Origin of the sequence: Paenibacillus tuaregi (assembly GCF_900086655.1) — a bacterium.
In the GTDB taxonomy this organism is placed as follows: Bacteria; Bacillota; Bacilli; order Paenibacillales; family Paenibacillaceae; genus Fontibacillus; species Fontibacillus tuaregi.
Window position 1 is genome coordinate 5,419,829 of the sequence record NZ_LT575476.1, and the last position, 22,417, is coordinate 5,442,245.

The 22,417-nt window shown below is 46.6% G+C and carries 32 protein-coding genes; 16 read left to right on the forward strand and 16 right to left on the reverse strand.

Annotated elements, in window-relative coordinates:
* Window positions 1-316 precede the first annotated feature (316 nt).
* A complete protein-coding gene (locus BN6628_RS24395) occupies window positions 317-709 on the forward strand; it encodes a nuclear transport factor 2 family protein (protein WP_068621437.1) in 393 nt (130 codons plus the stop codon).
* A gap of 45 nt (window positions 710-754) precedes the next feature.
* Window positions 755-1,645: an NmrA family NAD(P)-binding protein gene (locus BN6628_RS24400; protein ID WP_068621440.1), complete on the forward strand. Its 891-nt coding sequence runs from the start codon at window positions 755-757 to the stop codon at window positions 1,643-1,645.
* Window positions 1,646-1,709: 64 nt separating this feature from the next.
* Here the strand turns inward: BN6628_RS24400 and BN6628_RS24405 are convergent, their stop codons facing one another.
* Both BN6628_RS24405 and BN6628_RS24410 read right to left on the reverse strand, forming a co-directional pair.
* Entirely contained in the window at window positions 1,710-2,327 is a 618-nt protein-coding gene (locus BN6628_RS24405; protein ID WP_082927048.1) for a TetR/AcrR family transcriptional regulator, read from the reverse strand.
* 96 nt (window positions 2,328-2,423) lie between these two features.
* Window positions 2,424-2,879 (reverse strand): MerR family transcriptional regulator, encoded by a 456-nt coding sequence (locus BN6628_RS24410; protein WP_068621446.1) that lies wholly within the window; start codon window positions 2,877-2,879, stop codon window positions 2,424-2,426.
* Between the two features lie 177 nt (window positions 2,880-3,056).
* Between BN6628_RS24410 and BN6628_RS24415 the strand changes: the two genes are divergently transcribed.
* Window positions 3,057-3,908: an aldo/keto reductase gene (locus BN6628_RS24415; protein WP_068621449.1), complete on the forward strand. Its 852-nt coding sequence runs from the start codon at window positions 3,057-3,059 to the stop codon at window positions 3,906-3,908.
* Window positions 3,909-4,110: 202 nt separating this feature from the next.
* Here the strand turns inward: BN6628_RS24415 and BN6628_RS26255 are convergent, their stop codons facing one another.
* The 4 genes from BN6628_RS26255 to BN6628_RS24430 all read right to left on the reverse strand — a co-directional run bounded on the left by BN6628_RS26255 (window position 4,111) and on the right by BN6628_RS24430 (window position 6,450).
* Window positions 4,111-4,251 carry a hypothetical protein gene (locus BN6628_RS26255; RefSeq protein ID WP_157692514.1) on the reverse strand — a complete coding sequence of 47 codons (141 nt, stop codon included), beginning with the start codon at window positions 4,249-4,251 and terminating at the stop codon, window positions 4,111-4,113.
* Window positions 4,248-4,679, reverse strand: coding sequence for an immunity 26/phosphotriesterase HocA family protein (locus BN6628_RS24420; protein WP_068621451.1), 432 nt, complete (start codon window positions 4,677-4,679; stop codon window positions 4,248-4,250). The genes BN6628_RS26255 and BN6628_RS24420 overlap by 4 nt, the downstream gene beginning before the upstream one ends.
* An 87-nt stretch (window positions 4,680-4,766) precedes the next feature.
* The gene (locus BN6628_RS24425; RefSeq protein ID WP_068621453.1) at window positions 4,767-5,954 is read right to left on the reverse strand and encodes a winged helix-turn-helix domain-containing protein; all 1,188 of its coding nucleotides are present in this window, start codon (window positions 5,952-5,954) and stop codon (window positions 4,767-4,769) included.
* 28 nt (window positions 5,955-5,982) lie between these two features.
* Window positions 5,983-6,450 carry a DinB family protein gene (locus tag BN6628_RS24430; protein ID WP_068621456.1) on the reverse strand — a complete coding sequence of 156 codons (468 nt, stop codon included), beginning with the start codon at window positions 6,448-6,450 and terminating at the stop codon, window positions 5,983-5,985.
* A gap of 131 nt (window positions 6,451-6,581) precedes the next feature.
* Between BN6628_RS24430 and BN6628_RS24435 the strand changes: the two genes are divergently transcribed.
* The 3 genes from BN6628_RS24435 (at window position 6,582) to BN6628_RS24445 (ending at window position 9,435) form a co-directional block, all read left to right on the forward strand.
* The gene (locus tag BN6628_RS24435; RefSeq protein ID WP_068622632.1) at window positions 6,582-7,757 is read left to right on the forward strand and encodes a sensor histidine kinase; all 1,176 of its coding nucleotides are present in this window, start codon (window positions 6,582-6,584) and stop codon (window positions 7,755-7,757) included.
* The gene (locus tag BN6628_RS24440) at window positions 7,744-8,388 is read left to right on the forward strand and encodes a response regulator (RefSeq protein ID WP_068621458.1); all 645 of its coding nucleotides are present in this window, start codon (window positions 7,744-7,746) and stop codon (window positions 8,386-8,388) included. Before BN6628_RS24435 ends, BN6628_RS24440 begins: the two co-directional genes overlap by 14 nt.
* A gap of 150 nt (window positions 8,389-8,538) precedes the next feature.
* Window positions 8,539-9,435: a CPBP family intramembrane glutamic endopeptidase gene (locus BN6628_RS24445; protein ID WP_082927049.1), complete on the forward strand. Its 897-nt coding sequence runs from the start codon at window positions 8,539-8,541 to the stop codon at window positions 9,433-9,435.
* 156 nt (window positions 9,436-9,591) lie between these two features.
* Here BN6628_RS24445 and BN6628_RS24450 read toward each other — a convergent pair whose 3' ends face one another.
* Window positions 9,592-10,326, reverse strand: coding sequence for a DUF4241 domain-containing protein (locus BN6628_RS24450; protein ID WP_068621461.1), 735 nt, complete (start codon window positions 10,324-10,326; stop codon window positions 9,592-9,594).
* A gap of 143 nt (window positions 10,327-10,469) precedes the next feature.
* Window positions 10,470-10,922: a MarR family winged helix-turn-helix transcriptional regulator gene (locus tag BN6628_RS24455; RefSeq protein WP_068621463.1), complete on the reverse strand. Its 453-nt coding sequence runs from the start codon at window positions 10,920-10,922 to the stop codon at window positions 10,470-10,472.
* 187 nt (window positions 10,923-11,109) lie between these two features.
* Here BN6628_RS24455 and BN6628_RS24460 point away from each other — a divergent pair, with 187 nt between their 5' ends.
* Window positions 11,110-11,559 carry a GNAT family N-acetyltransferase gene (locus tag BN6628_RS24460; RefSeq protein WP_068622636.1) on the forward strand — a complete coding sequence of 150 codons (450 nt, stop codon included), beginning with the start codon at window positions 11,110-11,112 and terminating at the stop codon, window positions 11,557-11,559.
* Window positions 11,555-12,166: a YczE/YyaS/YitT family protein gene (locus tag BN6628_RS24465; protein WP_068622638.1), complete on the forward strand. Its 612-nt coding sequence runs from the start codon at window positions 11,555-11,557 to the stop codon at window positions 12,164-12,166. Before BN6628_RS24460 ends, BN6628_RS24465 begins: the two co-directional genes overlap by 5 nt.
* Window positions 12,167-12,392: 226 nt before the next feature.
* Here BN6628_RS24465 and BN6628_RS24470 read toward each other — a convergent pair whose 3' ends face one another.
* Together BN6628_RS24470 and BN6628_RS24475 are read right to left on the reverse strand one after the other, a co-directional pair.
* Window positions 12,393-13,292 carry a DUF4261 domain-containing protein gene (locus BN6628_RS24470; protein WP_235847698.1) on the reverse strand — a complete coding sequence of 300 codons (900 nt, stop codon included), beginning with the start codon at window positions 13,290-13,292 and terminating at the stop codon, window positions 12,393-12,395.
* 26 nt (window positions 13,293-13,318) lie between these two features.
* A complete protein-coding gene (locus tag BN6628_RS24475) occupies window positions 13,319-13,684 on the reverse strand; it encodes a helix-turn-helix domain-containing protein (protein WP_068622642.1) in 366 nt (121 codons plus the stop codon).
* 115 nt (window positions 13,685-13,799) lie between these two features.
* Between BN6628_RS24475 and BN6628_RS24480 the strand changes: the two genes are divergently transcribed.
* On the forward strand, window positions 13,800-14,450 hold the full coding sequence (locus BN6628_RS24480; protein ID WP_068621465.1) for a nitroreductase family protein: 651 nt from the start codon (window positions 13,800-13,802) through the stop codon (window positions 14,448-14,450).
* Window positions 14,451-14,727: 277 nt separating this feature from the next.
* Here the strand turns inward: BN6628_RS24480 and BN6628_RS24485 are convergent, their stop codons facing one another.
* Window positions 14,728-14,940, reverse strand: a complete 213-nt coding sequence (locus tag BN6628_RS24485; RefSeq protein ID WP_148449317.1) for a hypothetical protein — start codon at window positions 14,938-14,940, stop codon at window positions 14,728-14,730.
* A gap of 112 nt (window positions 14,941-15,052) precedes the next feature.
* Here BN6628_RS24485 and BN6628_RS24490 point away from each other — a divergent pair, with 112 nt between their 5' ends.
* Genes BN6628_RS24490 through BN6628_RS24510 form a run of 5 tightly spaced genes read left to right on the forward strand, consistent with a single transcriptional unit; the run spans window position 15,053 to window position 17,363 of the window.
* Window positions 15,053-15,295 (forward strand): spore gernimation protein GerQ, encoded by a 243-nt coding sequence (locus tag BN6628_RS24490; protein WP_068621469.1) that lies wholly within the window; start codon window positions 15,053-15,055, stop codon window positions 15,293-15,295.
* A gap of 12 nt (window positions 15,296-15,307) precedes the next feature.
* Window positions 15,308-15,694 carry a spore coat protein gene (locus tag BN6628_RS24495; protein ID WP_068621471.1) on the forward strand — a complete coding sequence of 129 codons (387 nt, stop codon included), beginning with the start codon at window positions 15,308-15,310 and terminating at the stop codon, window positions 15,692-15,694.
* The gene (locus BN6628_RS24500; RefSeq protein WP_068621474.1) at window positions 15,691-16,827 is read left to right on the forward strand and encodes a zinc-dependent alcohol dehydrogenase; all 1,137 of its coding nucleotides are present in this window, start codon (window positions 15,691-15,693) and stop codon (window positions 16,825-16,827) included. The genes BN6628_RS24495 and BN6628_RS24500 overlap by 4 nt, the downstream gene beginning before the upstream one ends.
* A gap of 24 nt (window positions 16,828-16,851) precedes the next feature.
* On the forward strand, window positions 16,852-17,052 hold the full coding sequence (locus tag BN6628_RS24505) for a hypothetical protein (RefSeq protein ID WP_068621476.1): 201 nt from the start codon (window positions 16,852-16,854) through the stop codon (window positions 17,050-17,052).
* A gap of 14 nt (window positions 17,053-17,066) precedes the next feature.
* Complete coding sequence (locus BN6628_RS24510; protein WP_068621478.1) at window positions 17,067-17,363, forward strand: spore coat protein; 297 nt, start codon at window positions 17,067-17,069, stop codon at window positions 17,361-17,363.
* A gap of 378 nt (window positions 17,364-17,741) precedes the next feature.
* On the opposite strand, the gene BN6628_RS24515 is transcribed toward BN6628_RS24510, so the two are convergent.
* Together BN6628_RS24515 and BN6628_RS24520 are read right to left on the reverse strand one after the other, a co-directional pair.
* Window positions 17,742-18,158, reverse strand: a complete 417-nt coding sequence (locus BN6628_RS24515; RefSeq protein ID WP_068621480.1) for a DUF2178 domain-containing protein — start codon at window positions 18,156-18,158, stop codon at window positions 17,742-17,744.
* Entirely contained in the window at window positions 18,155-18,358 is a 204-nt protein-coding gene (locus BN6628_RS24520) for a helix-turn-helix transcriptional regulator (RefSeq protein ID WP_068621482.1), read from the reverse strand. Before BN6628_RS24520 ends, BN6628_RS24515 begins: the two co-directional genes overlap by 4 nt.
* A gap of 253 nt (window positions 18,359-18,611) precedes the next feature.
* Between BN6628_RS24520 and BN6628_RS25820 the strand changes: the two genes are divergently transcribed.
* Complete coding sequence (locus BN6628_RS25820; RefSeq protein WP_454188895.1) at window positions 18,612-18,779, forward strand: FAD-dependent thymidylate synthase; 168 nt, start codon at window positions 18,612-18,614, stop codon at window positions 18,777-18,779.
* Between the two features lie 87 nt (window positions 18,780-18,866).
* Here the strand turns inward: BN6628_RS25820 and BN6628_RS24525 are convergent, their stop codons facing one another.
* Together BN6628_RS24525 and BN6628_RS24530 are read right to left on the reverse strand one after the other, a co-directional pair.
* Window positions 18,867-19,433 (reverse strand): hypothetical protein, encoded by a 567-nt coding sequence (locus tag BN6628_RS24525; protein WP_068621484.1) that lies wholly within the window; start codon window positions 19,431-19,433, stop codon window positions 18,867-18,869.
* A 141-nt stretch (window positions 19,434-19,574) separates the two neighbouring features.
* Window positions 19,575-20,474, reverse strand: coding sequence for an AraC family transcriptional regulator (locus tag BN6628_RS24530; protein WP_068621486.1), 900 nt, complete (start codon window positions 20,472-20,474; stop codon window positions 19,575-19,577).
* 154 nt (window positions 20,475-20,628) lie between these two features.
* Between BN6628_RS24530 and BN6628_RS24535 the strand changes: the two genes are divergently transcribed.
* Window positions 20,629-21,288 (forward strand): SDR family NAD(P)-dependent oxidoreductase, encoded by a 660-nt coding sequence (locus BN6628_RS24535; protein WP_068621488.1) that lies wholly within the window; start codon window positions 20,629-20,631, stop codon window positions 21,286-21,288.
* Between the two features lie 80 nt (window positions 21,289-21,368).
* Here BN6628_RS24535 and BN6628_RS24540 read toward each other — a convergent pair whose 3' ends face one another.
* Window positions 21,369-22,388 carry an alpha/beta fold hydrolase gene (locus tag BN6628_RS24540; RefSeq protein ID WP_068621490.1) on the reverse strand — a complete coding sequence of 340 codons (1,020 nt, stop codon included), beginning with the start codon at window positions 22,386-22,388 and terminating at the stop codon, window positions 21,369-21,371.
* Window positions 22,389-22,417: the final 29 nt, after the last annotated feature.

Sequence of the window (22,417 nt, forward strand, 5' to 3'; positions counted from 1 at the left end):
ATAATCTATCCCTTTATAATTAGCTCGGCACATATGTCAAAATGCCTTTAATCCACGTTCAGCGGGTTAAAGGCATTTTTGCGTATCTTATCATTTCATGGCTCCTAGGGCGATAGGTGCTCTATCACGGGTTGACAATATCCTCCCACTTTTTAGGAGCCAATTATGTTTTTATCAAAGTAAAGAGATTAAAAAAATTTTTGACCAATTAGTCCGGATATATTTGACTGTTCAGTCCGGAAAGTGATATAGTGAGTTTAGTCCTTCCACCACTTGGATAAGACACCCATTCTCGGAAGAAAGCGAGGCAACTGAAATGAGTACCTTGTCTTACGAGCAAGCTAAGCAGCTCATTCAACTTTTCGCAGACCATTACATTCATAAGGATTATGCTGCATTTCTCGATTTGTTTGCTGACGATATCGTCTTCGAGTTTCCTTATGCCCAGGAACCCAACCCTAAACGTCTTGACGGGAAGGCGGCGCTGCAGCAGTATCTGGAGAAGTTGGGGAAGGTGCTAGAAATAACGTCATTCACCACACCAGTCATTCATGTAGCAGCCGATACCCCTGTATTCTTTGCTCAGTTCGAAGCAAGTGGCAAGAACGTGGCCACAGGCAGACCGTATGAACAAAGCTATATATCCGTAGTCGAAGTTCAAGATGGCAAGATTGTCCACTATCAGGACTATTGGAATCCACTCGCATGAACTTGATACAGAACAAACATAAATGAGAATTAAAGGAGTAACCGTATGCATAACGAAACATCAAGACATATTCTACTGACCGGAGGACAAGGTAAAACCTCCTCCCGCATTGCAGATCTGCTGCACGGCCAGGGCTATCTGATTAAAAGAGCCGGGCGTAGTGAACCCAAGCCCGGGGATGTACAAATCGGTGAACATGTCCCATTCGACTGGTTCGATGACTCCAACCATGATGACCTCCTGCAGGACGTCCATGCCGTATATCTGGTTGCCCCTGCGAGCATGCATCCTGAAGAAGTCATGATTCCTTTTATCCGCAGAGCACTTGACGCTTCAGTTAGGCGCTTCGTCCTGCTATCCAGTGCCTCGATTCCGGAGAGTGGCCCCATCTTCGGACCCGTTCACCGTTACCTGCGTGAGCATGCCCCGGAATGGGCCGTATTACGCCCATCCTATTTCATGCAGAATTTCACGGATGGCAGACACGGGCATGGGCATTCCTTGCGCCATAGCGGCCACCTCTATACTGCAGCCGGAGACGGCAAGATAGGCTTCGTCGACGCAGATGATATTGCAGCTGTTGGCTTTCATGCCCTTACCGACAAGGAGCCCCACAACAGGGAGCTTATCATTACTGGGCCAGAATCCCTCACTTATGACGATGTGGCCGGAGTGATCCGCAGCGTTACCGGCCTGAACGCCAAGCATATTCGTGTTACACCGGAGCAGCTTACAGAGAGGCATAAGGCAGCCGGTTTGCCGGAGAGCTATGCCGAATACCTGGCCGGAATGGATGTCCGTATTCGTCTCGAAGGAATGGAGGATCAAGTAACAGACACGGTACTTCGTGTAACCGGGCGGGAGCCCCGTTCCCTGGAGCAATTCATTTTGGAGCATAAATATAGTTTCGACGTAATTAATCAAGAGGTACGCTAAGCTAAAAGGCTCTCCTGTCATCACCGTCTAAGATGACCCTAGGAGAGCCTTTTGGAGTTTACATTTAGTTGAAATCTACCGCTTTGCTGCCTTGCAGCGTCCGAAAAACCAACAGGACCATCTGCAGAATGCCAAACAGCCTTGGCTCATCCATCCCCAGCTTGGCTGACGTGATCAAGGCGATCCGCTCATGCACTAGGAACCGGGCCAGGTCCCGGATATTCACCTCCAGGCCTATTTCCCCTTCTTCCACCGCGCGTTCCAGCATCGTGTAAAAGATCTGCTCCGACACTTCAGTATTTGCCTGCAGATAAGCCGCCAACTCTTCATGGTGAGGCGCCTGCTCAATAGCGCTGCTAATAATGAAGCACTGCAGACGCAGCTCCGGGTCTATAAGGACTTTAATGATTGTGGTGAATGCCTGTTCCACCTTGGCAACGACTGTTCCCGGACCCTCGCAATGCTCTCTTAACTCCTGATTCTTCTGTTCCATGTAATGCTTGACCGCTGCAAAAAACAGCTCCCACTTCGTTCCGTACGTATCATATATGCTTTGGCGGGCGATGCCCAGCCCAGTGATCAAATCCGGCAGTGAGGTGCCCTCATAACCACGGTTCCCGAAGACATTCATAGCTTTATACAGAATTTCATTCGTATCAAAGGCCTTCGTTCTTGCCATCATTAACACCCCTTTCTTCAGTTCTTCATATAAGCAATTATACTATAGCTTTGAGAACCTTATTTTTACGCAATAGGAATACCATTAGGTATTTCAACATCATGCATGTGACTTACGAACCGAGGACGAGTAGAATACGTCACTATGCATGTGCTGAATTTTGTCCCAGTGGGCGGGATTGGTTGTGTCTGGGGAGCGGTGCTCCAAAATAGCCTGATACAGGGCGGTTTTTTCCTCCAAATGGGCAATATGCCGTTTGGCTTCTTCGAGCTTAACAAGCGCCGCTTCTTTATGCTCCATCATGAGGGCGTAGCGCTGCGGAATGGTTGAATCCCCTTCAAGACATAAATCGACGTATATTTTAATGGCTTCAATCGGCATTCCGGACTGCTTAAGACATTTGACGCCATGCAGCCAGTTGATCGATTCTTCATCAAACATCCGGATATTGTTCCCATTGCGCTGTACACTCGGTACCAGGCCTTTATCCGTGTAAAAACGCACGGCGTGCTCGGTGAGTCCCGTGATCTGGGCAGCTTCTTTGACCGTATGCATTTGAAATCCTCCTTGGAAAAACAAAATTCTGAAGACCACTTGACTTCGTGTAACACGAAGGTTCTAAGCTGATTGTAATGCAAATTGGCCATAAACGAAAATCCCAGCTTCGTTGTGCCGATACCCGGGATTCATGGCCGTTTGCCTATATACATTTGAGCCACAGGAGGAATTAATATGCAAACCGTAACATTGAACAACGGAATAACCATGCCGATCATCGGCTTCGGTGTCTACCAGGTTCCCGATGCGGAAGAATGCGAGAACGCCGTATATGAAGCGTTGATGGCCGGTTACCGCCTAATCGACACCGCCTCAGGTTATCTGAACGAGGAAGCCGTCGGACGCGCGATTAAGCGCAGCGGCATACCGCGTGAGGAACTGTTCATCACAACCAAGCTCTGGGTTCAAGACGCAGGCTACGAGAGTGCCAAGCTGGCATTTGCCAAATCGCTGAAGAAGCTGCAGCTCGACTATCTCGATCTGTACCTTATTCACCAGCCGTTCGGCGATTACTACGGCGCTTGGCGTGCGATGGAAGAGCTGTACCGCGAAGGCACAATCAAGGCAATCGGGGTCAGCAACTTCCTGCCTGATCGTCTGATGGACCTCATCATGCATAACGAAATCGTGCCCGCCGTCAACCAGATCGAAACTCACCCGTTCTACCAGCAGACGGAGAGCGCCGCTTTTATGAAAGAGCAGGGAGTTCAGCATCAATCGTGGGCGCCGTTCGCTGAAGGACGGGGCAACCTGTTCGGCAACGAAGTGCTGGCCCTGATTGCAGAGAAACACAACAAGTCCATTGCCCAAGTCGTGCTTCGCTGGCTGGTCCAGCGTGGAGTCGTTGTTATTCCAAAATCGGTGCGCAAAGAACGGATCGTCGAAAACATCGACATTTTCGATTTTGATCTCCACGCTGACGATATGGAACAAATTTCAACCCTTGATACGCGGGAGAGTCTCTTCTTATCTTACCGTGATCCGGAAGTCGCCAAGAGGATGGGCAGCTGGATAATCGACCTGTAAACCTCAGTCGATAGACGAACTCATTACCCACTCATCCCCATCTATTAAGAAAGGACAGGCTGGCATGCACTGGCCCCTGTCCTTTCTTTACTTGAATTGATAGCGTTCTGAGAACTCTCATGAGACAAGCTGATTAAACCTGGTTGGATCTGAAAATATACGACTACATATCACGAAGCAATGAAGTATTCAATTCCGTTCTTCATAGGTAGCCGCTGCAAATGACAGGGCGGTACGCATAGATATGGTCGCCAAACTTTCCTACAGATGGATATCTGCCTGTTTTCAGGCGAATGTACTTGTTGTATCTCAAGGTCATCACTCCATATGTATCAACTGTCATTGCTTCATCTCCGACAGATGCATCTGCACCAACTCATAACCGGCCACGCTGAGCGTATTGAACTTGCCATACTCATCCTGACTAAGATTCCGAATGTACTCATCCCCACGGTACAAATGTCCGGCGCACTGGAATACTTTTAGCTCTTCCTTATCGGGAGTCAAGGGGATATTGCCTACGATTCTCCACGTTCCGTTTCGAAGATTTTCTGGAGAGGTAAAAATCACGCTTCTTTGCCGGCTTCCGAACCGATATCTAATAAAGTCTCCATCCTCCACATTTATATCATCCATCTCCAGGCGCATTACACCGAACGAAAACGCCCTTTTGAAACGGCCTTTCAGCGCGCACACCACCTGGCATACAGCAAATCGTCCATCCTGCATGGGAATGATAAATATATCGCCTTCACGATATCTTTTTCTCATACGTACTTGCCCCCCAAGGTTGATAGATCATTTATTCGAACCTGCTTACCCCAATTGACGCTCAATATAGCTTCGCACTAGGTGATGTTAAATAGAATGTGAAATCGTCTCACACCCGTTGAATAACGCAAATCTTTGGAGACAGCTGTTCAAGGCTGTTCGCAATTGCGCTGTTTGCTTCACAGCGTTCTCATACCAGATGTTCTTAACAACGAGCGTCCCAGTCTTTCGCTCCGCGATGATTTCGGCTCGTCCAATAAAGCTCTCTCCATACAATAGAGGCAGCACATAATAGCCAAATTTCCGTTTGATTGCGGGCGTGTAAATCTCCCAGGTGTAATCGAAGCCAAACAATTCGTTGATCAGTTTTCTGTCCCATATCAAATTGTCCAGCGGGGCAATCAGCTCGCAGCGAAATTTCGGCTCCGGATTTTGCAGGATGGCCTCAATAAGCGGCAAGTCCTCCGCGCGGCAGTACAGCGTATCCTTGATTTGTTCCACGTCAACAGCAACAATGCGAGCTTCGTCCAACAACTGGCGGAAAGCCTCGTTGCGCTGTGCTGCTTTCAACCCCCATATATTCAGCCAGGCATCTGACGCACGATTCCATAAGAGACCAACCGCGCCGATCCGGCGCAGTACCCGCCACTTATGATGCTCTAGCTCATCCTCCAGCGGCTCTGGTGCATTCAGCAGGTTTGGCTGTATGTACTTCTTGGCTATATCGTAGTATTTGCGCGTTCCCTTTTTATGATGGATAATCAACTCACCCGTCGAATACATCTGTTCCAGCACGGACCGGGATGAATTGTTTCCACCGCTCCAATGGATGGCCGATCGCCAAGAGAAATCCCCATCCAATTTTAAATCATCCGAACTTAGTGCACCATGATTTTGGATATGAGTCCGCACCTGCGCTGTCAACGCCTCCATTTCAGGATAGCGCTTGGCATGCTGTCTTGCGGCTTGCCTGTATCGCTCAAAATATGGCCAGTCCTGGGCAGATATAATAGCCAGGTTCTTGTCGGGATAATCGACAAGGCTTCTATCCTCATACAGCAGCTCGGCGAGCATTCCCTTGGTAAATCCTTTAATCCGCGACTGCAGCACCAGTTCGGCGTTCTTCCCGCAGACATCGATGGGATCGTATTGAATGCAGCCGACCTGCCGAGCGAAGTCCAATACGCCCTGCTTCCCACTAAATTTATATTCGCCAAGAAGTCCATGCTTCAACAACAGAAATTGCCGTGCCTGGCGGTTTGTTAATTGGATCATGTTCCACCTGCCTCTAGACATCTATTCATTATTGCATTTCTTTGGTTGGACCCATCACAGGCGGTACGGGTAAGCCTGCTTGACGTAACAGCACCATCATTTGGCCGCGGTGATGCGTTTGGTGGTCAATTAAGAAACGTAGTATCGCACCTTTTGTTGCAAGACTCGCAATGCCTGTTTCTGTTAGCAAGTCCTCATCGGATAGCTTGGCTGCCTCTTCCTTGACCGCCTCTGCTGCTGTTTCGTATGCCGCTACGATTTCTCCTGCTGTCGCTGGAACTGGTTCATCTTGACCCATCATGGGTACCGTTAAACCTGCCAAATGACTAAAGTAACCTGCTGTTTCTACTAAATGCCAGCCTAACCAGCCCAGTGTACTATGCCCTTCCACAATACTTTGTTCTAACTTGTCATCTGTTACGGCTTGTAATACCTGCAATGTCCTTCTCGCAGCCACTTCCCAGTCCTTTAAAAAATCATCCACTTGTCGATACACCGAAGCTCCTCCTCTTTCATTCATGTCTCTTTTATCATACAAAGCATTTACTCAAAAGAAAAGGAAAATACAAACATTTGTTCTCTTATATTTTTCACCCAAGTTTTGCAAATTTCCTGTATGATGATGCTATGAAAAAAATCTTATCTTTCATGGATTGGGGTATATTCGCTCTTCGTTTATACCATTATATTTTGCTGTTATCCCGGGTTCTGGCAGCAAGCGAGTTTTCGAACCGAACGTTATTAAACGTGATCTGGCTGAGCCTAGCCCTTGTCGTCCCTTTGCTGTTCTGGTTTCCTGGGCGCCGGATGAACAAAATCTGGTTCTGCATACTAGAGTTATTGCTTGGCGGTTCTTATTATGTGAATTCTGTCATTCATCCGGATTTGACTTCAAAAGCGGACTATTTGCTTCCGAGTCTTACCATGGGGTACTTATTGACTAAGCAAACCCTTTGGATCATTCCCTTGCTTGTTTTCATCCCCTTTTGCTTCCAGTCTTACTTAAGATTATCTTGGGAGCAAGCTCTAAGCATCGGAACAGACAATCTGCTGTTCTGCTTCATCGGGATGTGGGCAAGTTCTGTCGCCAATGCGTATGACCAGAAAAATAAACTGGCTGCGGAAGTGGAGCAGCAAAATAGGCTGTTAACCCACTACACGGCCGAGATCGAGAAAATGACTTTGCTTGAAGAGCGCAACCGCATGTCCAAGGAGCTTCATGATACGCTAGGGCATTCCTTTATCTCACTCATCCTGGGCCTGGATGCCTCTATTGCGCTTATGGATAGCAAGCCTGCCGAGGCTAAAGATCGGTTAATTCGCTTAAGAGCATTGGCTGAGAAAAATCTGGACGAAATGAGAAACATCGTACATGAGATGGGGGAAGAAGAGGAATCAAGCCTGGTCCGACAGATTGAATCCCTTGCAGCCCGTTTCAGGGAGCACACGGGTACAGCCCTGACCTTGAGTCTGCCGGAGGCAGAACGGCCCATACATTTTGAAGTACGGCAGGCGATCCTGCGGGTCATCCAGGAATCCTTCACAAATGCGCTAAAGCACGGAAATGCATCTCAGCTTCATCTGGAGCTTGAGTTTTCTGAGAGCAATCTGCAATTGTCGGTTCGAAATAACGGCAAACCGATCGACAAGCTAAACTATGGCTTCGGCTTGACCACCATGAAGCAGAGGGTTGAGCGGTTGGGAGGGAGCCTACACCTATCATCTGTGGAGGGAACTCCAGCGCTAACCGAAGTCCGATGCGAAATCCCGCTGAAAGGAGTGATGCCGCATGGCGAAGATTAAAGTGCTGCTTGCCGATGATCAAGAATTAATTCTCGAAAGCTTACATATCGTGCTGTCCATGGAAGAGGATTTGGAAATTGTTGGTTTAGCCAAGAATGGGGAAGAAGCCGTAAAGGGCTGTGAGCAGTTTATGCCGGATATTGTGTTGATGGATGTGAACATGCCGGTCATGGACGGCGTCGCCGCAACGGCCCTGATTAAAGAGCGAATGCCTGCAATCAAAATCATCATGCTGACCTCCTATAAGGAAGTAGAGTATGTGCTATCGGCGTTAAGCTATGGAGCAGAAGGTTATCTGCTCAAAGCCATTCATCCCAGAGACCTGGCTGCAGGCATACGGGTGGTTCAGGCGGGCGGGACTTTAATTTCGCAGGAAATGGCGAGCAAAATGATCAAGAACATGAACACGGCCACCCCTGCGAAAAATAATGAATTTGGGCTCACCGCCCGTGAAATAGAAGTGCTGCATAAGCTGGCTGCTGGCCTGCGTAATCAAGAAATTGCCGAGGTGCTGCATCTTAGTGAAGGGACGGTCAAAAATTATATCTCAACGATTTATTCGAAGCTTAATGTGAAAGGAAGACGGGAGGCTGCCCGAAAGGCACGGGATTCGGGAATTACAAATCATTAAAAAGCCGATCCCCAAGAGGCTGGCAACTTATTAGAGGTGCCGGCTTTTTTGAATATAGCCATAGACTAAACTATGACTAAAGCGCACTGTCTCTTTATGACTTTTTCAGCCTATACTCATAACATCAAACCACAGGAGAGGCGATAAGACATGAAGAAAACAAAACCTAGAAATAAAGGGCTGCTGCACAATAACAGGAAGTTAAGCGCTTGGAATTCATTTTGGCGCTTTCCAATCGTCTGGATGATTGCGGGAGCTATTGGGATTACTCTTGTAGATACGTTATTCCGGCAGCTGACAGAGCGAGTAGAGGGGACCGCCGTTTCCCTTGTTTTCACACTAGTAATGGGATCGCTGGCCATCTTGGTTTATAAGCTCTCGCTCACATACCTGGCCCGGCGGTCCACTCCAGAGATATCTAGACAGCGCGCAGGGAAGGACACGGTTCTGGGTGTACTAACGGGGAGCCTCTTTATCACAGGGTCTGCCGTTATTATTATGGCTCTGGGAGGGTACTCCTTTCAGTGGGCAGGTTCTGCGGATACAAGTTCTGTTCTAATATCCTCCATTGAAACCTCCTTGGGAGCAGCCATTGTCGAAGAACTTATCTTTCGTGGACTTATGTTTCAAGCCATAGATCAATTGGGGGGAAGAGCGCTCGCGCTTGCTGTGACTTCTCTATTCTTTGGAGCTGCCCATCTTGGAAATCCAGGGGCAACCTTATGGAGCGCGTTCGCCATAGTCCTGGAAGCAGGTGTTCTGCTCGGAGCCGCCTTCTTGTGGCGGCGAAGCTTGTGGTTTACCATAGGGCTGCATTTTGCTTGGAATACCATTGAAGGTTTGCTTGGCCTTCCTGTTTCTGGGCACTCTGCTGCCGGTCTCTTTACTGTAAAGGTGAACGGTGCCGCGCTTCTCACCGGGGGCGACTTTGGACTTGAGAGCTCTATTGTTCCGGTTATAGTCAGTCTTCTGATCTCCATTCCTATGCTAATTGGTGCTGCAAGGAATCGTAGGGTTGAAGTTGGAGGCCTTCCTGTATCAAAGTAAACGGCAGGCCATTGGATGACCAACAGGAAGCATGCCTCCAGCGTATAGCTTGCCTTTAATGAGGAGTCCGAGAGGCCCTTCTTAAGCGAAGCCCTTCCCCTGACAATAAAGCGGAAAGGGCTTTTGTCATAACGGTCGTTCTCCCGTTGAACTGACTTACGAGTATGCCAATTGAATGTCAATGAACTGAACAACGATTTGGCAAATCTCTCCCGCTTGGTCGTATCCCCAATAAACCGGATAAGCGCCATCACCAAAACCGGATTGAAACATGGGGATATGGCAATCGGTATCTGGAATCGTCCAGTTCAGCCAATCGCCGGCATCGCGCTGATATTGCGGATTTTCGCGGAAACTCTTGGCAAATAGGACTGCAAAATAATCATCATAAAGATTGCCTTCCGGATGTTCTTGATGCCACCGGCTAACAAAGTCACAAAAAGCTAGGTGTGCCTGCTTATCGCAAATACATGCCAGACCGGCATCTACATTGAAGCCAAAAAACTCATCATCCTCCATCCCCAATATATCTTCATGTCCAATCAGAGCTTCCTCGAACCGGACGGCAGGAGCATCGGAAAACCGCAGACGAACAGCAGCATAACGGGCACAGTCCCCATCCTCGTCCGGCTTCACCACACAGACCTCAGTTGAGTAGGTTCCAACGGGCGCCGTTTGGAAATAAGGCTGCTCCTCCATATGCTCCAAATAACATAGCGGATCGCGGACAAGAATTTGGCCGGTAGGAATAGAGGTGGGACCGATATCTATAACCGCCAGCTGCTTGCCTGCAATTTCAGGCAAAACAAAATAGTCATTCAAATCTACAGGGCATTTCAATTTGTCACGCTGCTGCTCCCACTGGGACAGCCATTCACTTGTTGGTGCCATAGGCATTCATCTCCTGAAAGTAGATTTATATAATTAGCGCACTACATGAGCATGCCTACATAGTCCTACTCGAGGGCCACCGAAGAAATCGAGGCCTGAGCGAACTTGGTTCAACTATCATCTCTCGATAGCTTAGAACGATGCTAATATTCACGCCTGTTGCCTTTCTTCACAAAATCCCAGTCGATTTCGACATTTTTCCTCACTCGTTGAAGATAGTGAAGCAGCGTTTCCTTCTCCTCTTCACTAAGACCCGCTAATGCGACCTTATCGGTGTGATCCGCTTCTCTTTTGAGGAAGGAGTACGCCTCATCACCTTTTGTTGTGGTGAATAATCTTTTGATTCGTTTGTTAATTGTGTCGTCCCTTTTTTCAATAAAACCTTGCGATTCAAGCTTTTGTATCGCTCGTGCTGTTGTCGTACGGTCTACTTTCAACATTTCAGCTAACTTTTCCTGAATAATCCCTTGATTTTCGTAGATTCGAACCAAATAAAGATATTGGCCTTTTGTGAGCTCAATTTCCTTAAATTCCACATTGCTTATTGAGTCTAATGCTCTCGCTATCATGCCAACTTCTCGAAGGATTTCTCGCATTCTACCACCAACTTTCCCTGCACATTAACCATATAACGCTATTATGTTGGATCTATCCTCAAAACTCAACGCTAGCCCGAGGAGTTAGAAAGGTTGCCCTGCAAAAAACATCGCCCTGCATAATGTTGCATTTGCAATATTATTAGTGTATACTTTCGTTACTTCACAGAAGGGATTGAGGGTGAGCATGGAGATTACGATCGCTAAGGTTTCCAATTCCATCGAACTTGAACATGCTTTTTCTATAAGAAAGAAAGTATTTGTCGAAGAGCAGGGTGTCCCCTTAAAGGATGAGTTTGATGAGTTTGATAGGTTGAATGGAACGTGCGAACATGTACTGGCCTATTATGATGGGAAACCAGTTGGCGCAGGAAGAGTACGCATCCTAGATGGGAAGGGAAAGATCGAGCGCATTTGTATTTTAGAACGTTATCGGAAATTTGGAGTTGGCAGAAAAATCATTAATTCCTTAGAAGAAATCTCAAGTAATAAAGGGCTTCTGCAGGTCAAATTACATGGGCAATCACAGGCAAAGGGCTTTTACGAGAAATTAGGCTACAGGGCAGCATCGGCTGAATTTATGGAGGATAGAATACCTCACTTTTTGATGATTAAAGATCTATCTACCAATGATTAAAATTTTCATTTTTGGCGTTGGAATTTTCATTTTAACTTTCGGAGTTTCGCTTACGATACAATCCGATCTAGGAGTATCTCCATTTGATGCGATGTTGGTTGGCTTGTCCAATAGCATCGGGCTGACCGTTGGAAGCTGGGAAGTTATAATCGCCATGATCATAATTGGGTGCAATTCGTACTTTTCAAAACAGCGGCCCGAACTATTAGGATTAGTGACCGCCTTTATAACGGGTATCGGCATCGATTTCTGGCTTTTTTTATTCGATCATGCCATCGAACCTAAGCTGCTCTTGAGTAAAATAGTATGTTACACAATTGGATTATTCTTTGTAGCTCTGGGGACTTCTATTTATTTAACGCCAAATTTTGCCCCTATTCCCATCGACAGGCTAACCTTAATTTTGCATACACGATCAGGGTTGAATTTGTTTATTACTCGCACACTCATTTATCTCTTCTTTTTAACAGTCGCCTTCGCCGTAAAGGGGCCGATAGGAATCGGCACCATAGTGACCGTTTGCCTTGGGGGCATACTGCTTAATAAGTTACTGCCTTTTACACAGAAGCAATTAGGCAAATTAAAAAAGATGGAGACTACAACGTAGATTTACGCTGAGCCCCGTCTTGAACTTCCCCCTTATCAAGGACAGCTGCCTTGCATCGTCCGAAAGACCCACAGTACCATCTGTAAAAATACCAGACAGCTTCGGCTCAGGGCTACATATCACGAAGCAATGAAGTATTTAATTCCGCTCTTCCCCTACGGATTAGTATCTACCTGTTTTCAGGCGAATGTACTCGTTATATCTCAAGGTCATCACCTCGGCCAGTTTATTCTCGCCCTCCTGCCGCATATTCGCCTGGACAGACGTCCATCACTTCTCTGGAAGGCTGGATCAGCGCCATCTCGAACCTGCAAGGCCATTGCACGTCTGGCGCCATCTCCCCGTTCAGCAAGCCGGCGACCGTCTCACCGTCGCTCACCGGCACATCCTCTTCAAACAAGTAGGCTGCGACAGCGAATGCATGCCGTGACACGTCGTTCGGATCTAATGTATGAAAGTGGTACTGGACATCCGGAAGCCCAAGCGCAAAAAGACCGAGCGAATCGACCAGGCAGTCTTCGGTCCCATGAATGGAAAAATAGCGGATATTCATGCCGAACTGCAAGAACCTCGCGGCTCCTTCGTACGGATTATCCGCAATTTCGGACGGATGCAGCAATTTCCCGCTCGATGGAATCCAGATCGCTTTGCAGGTCGGGAACAGGCTTACGGCAGCCTCCAGCCAATCCGCCAGCAAGGCGCTGCGCGATTTATAGTCCAGCCCCGCCGCCATGAAGTCGCTGATCAGCAGCTTATAGCGGCATTTTTGCAGAACGTCCTCCGCATCCGGCATCGTCCAGAACTGGGTTCGCTCCAAGTCGGTAATCGTCTCCGGTTGAAAATCAGTAACGTCTGCCATCATCACCTGAGCCGGCAGCTCCCCCTCCTGGTAGGTTACTTTATAAGCCTCTACAGCAAACAACGACAAAACGTTATCTGCTGATACAGTATCCGTTTTTCCACATTGGGTTTCCAACACGTTTCGGATCGCTTCCGTATTCGGCCGTTCCGCCTTCTCCTCAAACAGCAGATACATTTGGAATAACCGCTGAAACTCACTTTTTTCATCTAAATTTTGCTTAAGCACGCGTTCGCTCTCCATTTCTCCCTCACCACTTTCGTTCATAATGCCGTTCCTCTCTACTAAGCACCTTAATATTTCCCAAACCCTTTTTCACATATAATATCTGACGTGAGAATGTCATACAGCTGTTGCTTGGATTCTTCTAATTTTAGTTGAGCGGCTTCAATCTCCGCAATTTTATCTTGGAGCAGGTTTACATGCTCATCCTTCGGTATTCCGTTCTTCGAGATCATGGACTGGATATCCCGGATCGTAAAGCCAACCGCCAAGCAATGTTTAACAACGTTCAAATGATGAATGATGTCTGAAGTATATACGCGGTAATTATTGTGATCCCTGATTACGTATTCATCCGTGATAATGCCAATTTGCTCATAATAACGGATCGTTGAAATCGGAAGATCAACACTTCTTGCTACTTCACTTATCTTCATAACCATCACCCCGTTTGTAGTGCTTGCTATAAAGTATACTTTATAGTTTACCATCTTGTTAGCCGTGATGAATAACATCATTGCCAAACTCAATCGATAAAGGAGCGAAACCTTCATGAGCATCCATACAGGCAACTACCACAAAACAAACGACTTTAACAAAATTGTTTTGGAACGTCGTTCCGTTAAAGTCTACGATCCCGAAGTAAAAATCAGCCGGGAGGAAATGAGCGAAATTTTGGCAGAAGCTTCCCGTGCCCCCTCTGCCATTAACATGCAGCCTTGGCGTTTCCTTGTTATTGACAGTGACGAAGGAAAAGAAAAACTTGCGCCGCTAACCTCCTTCAACCAGACACAAGTTTTGACATCTTCCGCTGTTATTGCAGTATTTTATGATGCTAACAATGTTGAATATATGGACGAGATTTTCAATAAATCGGTAGAACTTGGCTACATGCCGCAGGACATCAAGGACATGCAAGTGCAGCAGGCCAGGTCGTATTATGCAAGCCTGACTCCATCTGCCTTGCGCGACATCAACATGCTGGACTCTGGTCTTGTTTCGATGCAGCTGATGCTTGTAGCTCGTGCCCACGGATATGACACCAATCCAATGGCGGGTTATGACAAGGAACGAATCGCAGAGGTCTTTGGCATGGACAAAGAACGCTTCCAGCCGGTCATACTGCTGTCGATTGGTAAAGCGAGTAAAGAAGGCTACCCATCCTACCGTTTACCAGTAGATACGATTACTAGATGGGCTTGATCGAATTTTTGAGGACAGATTTTGAGAGTAGATGTAGGGCAAAAAGAACGCCAGCATTTAAAAGACCAGCTCGTAATAAAATAAGAAGCACAAGAAAGAGGGAGGCCCGTTAAGGGTCTCCCTTTCGCTTATCATGATTCATTTCATTGTTGACGGTGACTCTCCGTGTCTGTAGTAACTACATTCCTCCGAGGTCAACGCAGATCATTCGCCCATGCAGAGAGTATCGGCGTAAATTCGAAGAAGGAGAATCTCTTACACTACCAAAGCTATCGTTTTACTGCTGGTCCGGCAAGCTTAATGCGTTAGCTGAAGTTTGCGCTTGATCTAAAAACTCCTCTGCTCGGGTCAACTGCTGCCGGGCCGTTTCCAAAGCTTGTGAATTTGTTGCCGCGTTAGATTTACTTATCGAGCTTACCGCCTGATTTAAAGCCGTTTGCACCTCAGAAACCGCGTTAGATGCATGCTGCTCCAGCGTATTATCGCTCAAGCTAAGTGACTGCATGGGAGGGAATATCCGGACCCACACAATCATTTTTAGTATAAGTTCCGATGAAGCCGGAGAGTCTAACGTTGATGAAAAAGGAGGGAATAATTTCTCAATGAATACGCCTATGCTAGCACCGCACGAATCGATGGAACTGCATGAAGCATTAAACTTCAAAACGCTCTGCCTCGCCAAGTCAAAACTTATGCAAGGCTTGGTCTTTGACCAAGAGCTAAAAGCGTTAATGCAGAAAGACGTTATTCAATCCACACAACAGATAACCGAGCTTCAAGCACTTTATGCAAGAGCTCCTTTCCAAGCACCTGTTCCGAATGACCCGACACCAATAACACATTAAAGGGGAACGCAAATGAATACCGATTATTTAGACCCGATTAATTCATTAAACATGCCGGAAATGGCAGATATGACTTTTGCAATGGACTTCCTTCTTCGTGCCAAGGAGGGGGTACGAAATTTGTCCATCGCCCTGACGGAAACGGCTTCTCCAGATGTAAGAGCGCTGCTGCGCAATCATCTTAAGCAGGGGATTGCAATGCATCAAGAAATCTCAGAGCTCATGATGCGCAAAAAATGGTTTCATCCTTACCAGCTGAACGAACAGTACCAACTCGACCAGCTTTCGGCGAAAAATACGGTGATGATCGGGCAGATGAATTTGTTCCCGGATGATACGTCGCGTAAAGGGATGTTTGATCGAACTCCAGATGAACATATTGGAGGACATGAAGCATGAAGGCGGTAACGTATCAAGGGATTAAAAATGTCGTGGTCAAAGAAGTACCCGATCCAAAGATTGAGAAACCGGACGACATGATCATAAAGGTCACCAGTACCGCCATTTGCGGTTCAGACCTTCACCTGATTCACGGGATGATCCCTAACCTTCAGGAAAATTATGTCATCGGGCATGAACCGATGGGGATCGTAGAAGAAGTAGGTCCCGGCGTGACAAAGGTAAAGAAAGGCGACCGAGTAATCATCCCCTTTACCATCGCATGCGGAGAATGCTTTTTCTGTAAAAATCAGCTGGAAAGCCAATGTGACAAGTCAAACGAACACGGGGATATGGGAGCATATTTCGGCTACTCCGGAACAACCGGGGGATACCCTGGCGGGCAAGCCGAGTATTTACGAGTCCCATTCGCAAATTTTACCCACTTCAAGATCCCCGAAAACTGCGAACAACCGGATGAAAAGCTAAGCTTGATTGCCGATGCCATGACAACAGCATTCTGGAGCGTAGATAACGCTGGCGTAAAGAATGGAGATACGGTCATTGTGCTCGGCTGCGGTCCGGTTGGACTTCTGGCCCAGAAATTTTGCTGGCTGAAGGGAGCCAAGCGGGTCATCGCCGTTGACTATGTCGATTACCGCTTACAGCATGCGAAGCGGACGAACCATGTGGAAATCGTAAACTTCGAACAGGATAAGAATATCGGCAACCATCTCAAGGAAATGACCAAAGGCGGCGCCGATGTTGTGATTGATGCGGTAGGAATGGACGGCAAGATGAGCGATCTCGAATTTCTAGCCAGCGGTTTGAAACTTCAAGGCGGCACCATGAGCGCATTTATCATTGCCTCTCAGGCAGTCCGCAAAGGCGGCACCATTCAGGTCACCGGGGTATACGGCGGACGTTATAACGGATTCCCGCTCGGCGACATCATGCAGCGCAACGTGAATATTCGTTCCGGACAAGCTCCGGTCATTCATTACATGCCGTATATGTACGAGCTGGTTACTTCAGGCAAAGTAGACCCTGGCGACATTGTTACGCACGTCATTCCGCTCAGCGAGGCCAAGCGTGGTTATGAAGTGTTCGATACGAAAACCGACGATTGCATCAAAGTTGTCTTAAAGCCTTAAAAATATAAATGGGGGGAAAATCAAATGGATTCTAATTACGCTTTGCATGAGATGCTGGAGGTTCATGAAATGGCTGCGTTCAAGACCGTTTGCAAGACCAAATCCCAAACCATGCAAGCTCTCGTAACCGATCCGGAGCTCATGCTAATTCTGCAGCAAGACGCCCAATTATCACAGCAGCAGCTTCAGGAGCTCAGTGGAGTGCTGTCCAAAGCCACCCAATAGGAAGGAGATAGAACATGAACACAATATTAGAACACATGACAGGGCTTCATACATTGACTGACGACGTGATTGCAATGGATTTTTTGATGAACGCCAAGAGCGGAGTCAGAAACTACGCCATGGCTGTGACCGAATGTGCCACCCCCGAAATTAAGCAAATTATGATGAAACAGCTCGACGAAGCTATAGACACTCATGAGAAGATAACAAACTACATGATGCAGCGGGGCCTATATCATCCCTACCATATTTCAGAGCAAATTCAGCTCGACCTGAAAAATATTCAGACCGCAGAGAACATGCCGTCCTGATACCATATTCGTTCCGACAAAACGCGCAAACTATCATGGTTTAGGCGCGTTTTTGATTTTAACTGATTTGGGATACGTTTCTCCGTACCACCAAATCGGACGAAATCTTCCTATGGCGCATCGCCAGGTTAAGCTTACCTACACGCTAATATATACGGAAATTTTAGTTTGGCAGAGCCAAACTTAGTAGTGAAATCGAATGGCTCGCCCTACTTGTGATACGGTTCAGCTTAACGGAGATATCGGCGAAAATGCGAAAGCAGCCTGCATAATAGATCAGGGTGTCCCCGATTGATGAAAAATTTGTTTTTCTCCGGTATCGTAAACATCTCTTTCACTTAAGGACGTTACTCTTCATCGCTTTTCTTTTATCCACCATCACATTTCCTTCTGATATTTATTCATGTAATATAGACCAATTGCTGTATAAGTCAGGAAAACGGCGACGACCACCAGCGTGACCCATAAGGGGGCCGAAATGATCATCGTTAAGTAAGCGATGCCCATAATGAGCCAATGAGTGATGTCGCCGGCTTTTGCTTTGGCCCGATAGCGGATCAGCGTGTTCCGCTCGTCCTTGAGTTCGATTTCCGCCCGCTCCGCGAACTCGGGGTGTTTGGATTCAAACCGATTCATGTAGATCTGAGCCACGCTCATGCCGACCAATCCCGCCCCAACCCCGATCAGCAGCCCGGAGACGGCCTTCGCCGCCTCACTCCGGAGCAGCAAGCTGGCCGCGATGCAGCAAATGCCCCCGATGAGCGCGGCAATATAAACTGGTGTCTTTCTTTTCACGATGATTCCTCCTCGTAAATGAAAATTTCCTCAATGCTCATCCCGAAGTAACGGGCAATTTTGAAGGCCAGGATGATGGACGGGTTGTACCGCCCGTTCTCCAGCGAGCCGATTGTCTGCCGCGATACCTTGAGCGCCTCCGCCAGTTCTTCCTGCTTGATTCCGTGCCGTTTGCGTATTTCCTCCAGCCTGTTTTTCACAAATTCACCTCGATTGCTCGAAATGGAAAGTTAACTTTACATCGAAATTATCATGTATAAACGCTCATGTCAAGCAAGCTTTCCATACTTGTTCGCCGCTCACCACCTTCGTGATCTAGCGGAAAGCGAAATCTGAATAATCTAGTTTTCCAGCTTTGGATTATAATTTGTCTCCAGTCTTGAGATTTAAACCATCTTAGGCTCTGCAAAACCGTATTTTGACGGTGAGTATAACCATCTAACATCATTACATATAGAATACACTGCGTATTATTGGACAGCTTCACTTCAGTCTGTTTGTCACTTCCTCAATCAAAGGCTTGCTCATGACTCACAATATGAAATTCAACAATATGCTAAGGCAGTTTATGAGTTGGTAAAACCATTATTCCCTGTTTCGCTGGAAGAATTGCTCAAGTAGTTGTGCCCCTCTCTGTCCTACAGAGGGGGCTAAAAAGTAAAAACATGCTTTAAAGCCGCTCCGCATAAGGAGGCATCTTCTATCGCCTTAGTAGGTAGAGCTTTCGATCTTAAAATCTAAATTGATGTCAAAATCCGCGGGTCCCTTCCTCTCTGTCTTTTGCAAAACAAACTCAAATGTAGGTTCATAATATGAATCCTGCAACGTTTCTCCACCCAATATTTCTATGCTGTACCAGCCGTTTTCAATTTCAATCATCGGCTTGTTGTATTGCCGATAATGATTAAGTAAAGCGTTGACTCTTTCGTTAGTGAATTGTTCTAGGATTCGCCAAGTAAACAGCATCAGTATGTTGTTCTCAACTTTAAGCGAATAGTCACCACGTCTAAATTGTAAACGGCTATCTGATTTTAACAATTCCGGTGTATCGCCAGAAAGATTAAATATAATTGTATAGGGATAGTTCTCAATCCCTGCCATTGGAAGTACGATACCATCAAGCACAGCATGATCGCCGCTTTCGTTTGTTGTAAACTCTAAGGCTAAGTTGTCTGAAAGATGATTGGACTGTTTCCAGCTCTCCAGCAGCAAAATATCCCCGAGAATGAAATAGTCTATCAGATCATTCAGCACTTCTGTAAATTTGTAGATCATTTTAAGCTCCTTTTGGGAATTAATTACAATCCATGAAAACAGTATGGTTACTCACATCCATTGAAATTAATTAGCAAGCTTTAGTGATATGATCTTACCTACATTGCTTTTATCATTGGTATTATTCATTGTTCCTCAAATTTAACCTGAGTTCTCTTTCATTCGGCTTATATCCACTTTAGGTGGAAAACCAAACATACGGGAATATTCCCGACTGAATTGCGATTGACTTTCGTAACCTATTCTAAAAGCGATATTGGCTATATCTGACGAGTCAGCTAATAACAAACGCCTCGCTTCCTGCAATCTCAATTGTTTTTGAAACTGAATGGGGCTCATGGCGGTCACTAATTTGAAATGCCGATGGAAAGCTGCAACACTCATGTTAGCCATTTCCGCAAGTTCCTCTATTCGGAATGAATGCTTAACGTTCTCGATAATGTACTCAATCACCTTTTTAATACGAAAGGCCTTACTTCCTTTTAGTGCCATTTGAGCCAAAGTATCTTTATACGGTCCTTGTAGAATCCAATAAAGGATCTCCTTCTTGAATAAAGGGGCAAGCTTCGGAATGTGCTTTGGATTGTCTAATAAAGCCGCAAACCTTACTACTGCGTCCAACAAAGGCGGTTCCACTTCACCTGTAAACATCGCCCTCCTCGTACTTTTCCTATGTGCTGCTCGAACCTCTTGATCATCTAAGAACTCTAAAACTTCGCTCGGTGCAAACCCAAGTTTAAGTGCTAAATAAGGAGCGTCTATTGAAGCTTTGATGTGACCTACTACAGGGGAGTCAACGGACGTTACCAGATACTTCCCGACACCAAACCGAAAGTGTTCCTCCCCCAACCATATCTCCTTCTCCCCCTGCACAATAATGCAAAAGGAAGGTTCGTCAACAACATAGATTGGCTCTGCCATATCGGATGCATAGATAAGGAATAAGGATGGAATGGAGGTAGCATGTACGCCGTCTCCATCCGAATAATGCTCAATAAACTCGGTAAGTTTCTGCTGATGTGCATAACTTTTCTCAGACATCACTTACTCCTCCTTTCCGTAATCTTAACAAATCTATTCTAATCGATATTTTGTTCAGATTGTATGGTCCTGATAGGATTAGGCAAAAACCCGATATGAATAGGCTAAGGGTTTCGAAAACACTATGACATACTAATAATGGAAATGGAGACTAATGGGATGTACGATTGGTCTTCATGGAGTTTTGGTTGGTGCAGGTCCAGGTGTCGGAAATCATGTTGCTAAAAAATTTGGAGATAATCATTTTCGTGTTGTCCTGGTCTCCCGAAATCAGGAAGCGCTAAATCAATATGTTCAGGAGTTGAAATCAGAAGGAATAGAAGCTTACGCCATCGTAGCGGATGCAGCGAATCCTCTGTCATTAACCGAAGCGTTTGATCAAATTAAGAGAAACTACGGTACTACAGATGTGCTGGTGTACAACGCTGCTGTTCTAAAGAGCGGAAAACCAACTTCCCTAACCGCAGAATCTCTTGTGTCTCATTACCAAGTGGATGTAGCCGGTGCATTACATTGTGCACTACAAGTTGTCCCAGAACAAGTAAAACAACAATCAGGAACGATTCTCTTCACAGGTGGCGGGTTTGCGCTGTATCCTATGGCAGACCACGCTTCTGTATCCATTGGCAAAGCGGCGCTGCGCAATCTAGCTTTTACTCTGGCTGATGAACTAAAACCTCAAGGTGTATTTGTCGGAACGGTTACCATTGCAGGAGCGGTAGCACCGGGGACACATTTTTCACCTGAACGAATTGCAGAGAAATATTGGGAGCTGCATGTTAACCGCGAAGAGCACGAAATTGTGTACAGCTAGCTTCGAATCCTAAGAGAAATAGCCCCAGGTAAGATGACGCTCGATAAAAAGAAATATTACACTCCAATGGTATGGATGATCTATCCGTTGGTACTGAGCGCCAACAAGCGTTTTAGATTGTCATCGATAAATTGATTATCGGCCCTGTTGATTCCGCGACCGGCAAAATGGCCCCAGATCGACTTTATAGGATTAAAAGTAGCATTAGGTATAAGCTTGGCCTCGTATTCGTTATCGTCTGCCGGGCAGAAGAGATCGGTACTTCCTGGCATGACGCAGGCAAGCGCCTTAATGCTCCCCAGCGCCCTATCGAAATCTCCGTTATATGAGGGGTTTGCACTAATATCTGCATTTTGTCCTGTCCATAACATGGCTAGGACATTGTGCGGGTCCATCTGCATAAAGCTATTTTCCCAGACGCCGACTATAAAATCCGTCAAGGAGTCAAATCCCATCTCACGATAAAGCTCCTCTCTGTAAAACGCCTGCGATACGCCCCATCCCGCATAAACCCGGCCAACGGCACGCATGTCTGTAGAAGTCAACTGGTTTAGTCTGCTTGAATCGAAGCGGACTGCAGCCATAAGCGCGGCTTTCATGCCTTCCAGGACCACATACGTTTGAGGCCAAGTCTTGGCCACACTGGCGAAAGGCGCAATTCGTTCCACCATGTCGGGATAACTTGCCCCCCATTGGTATGCTTGAATGCCTCCCATGGACCATCCAACGACGAGAGCGATCTTTTGAATGCCAAATTTCTCAGTTACCAGCCGATGCTGGAATTCAACGTTGTCATAGATAGTTACCTGCGGAAAATTCGCCCGGTCGAATGGCGAAGGCGTGTTGCTGGGAGACGAAGATAATCCGTTGCCCATCAGATTTGGAACGATGATGAAATATTTTTGCGGATCCAGTGCCATGCCGCTCCCAATCAACCATTCATTCTGCACATGCTGGTCGCCAAAAGCCGTTGGATAGACGATGACATTATCTTTCTTGTCATTCAATGTTCCATAGGTCTTATAAGCAAGAAAAGCGTCCGGTAACGTCACTCCCGATTGCAAGGTTACGTCACCTAAATCAAAAATCTCATAATCCATCGTCTTGTTAGCTCCCTTCAAAATAGAAC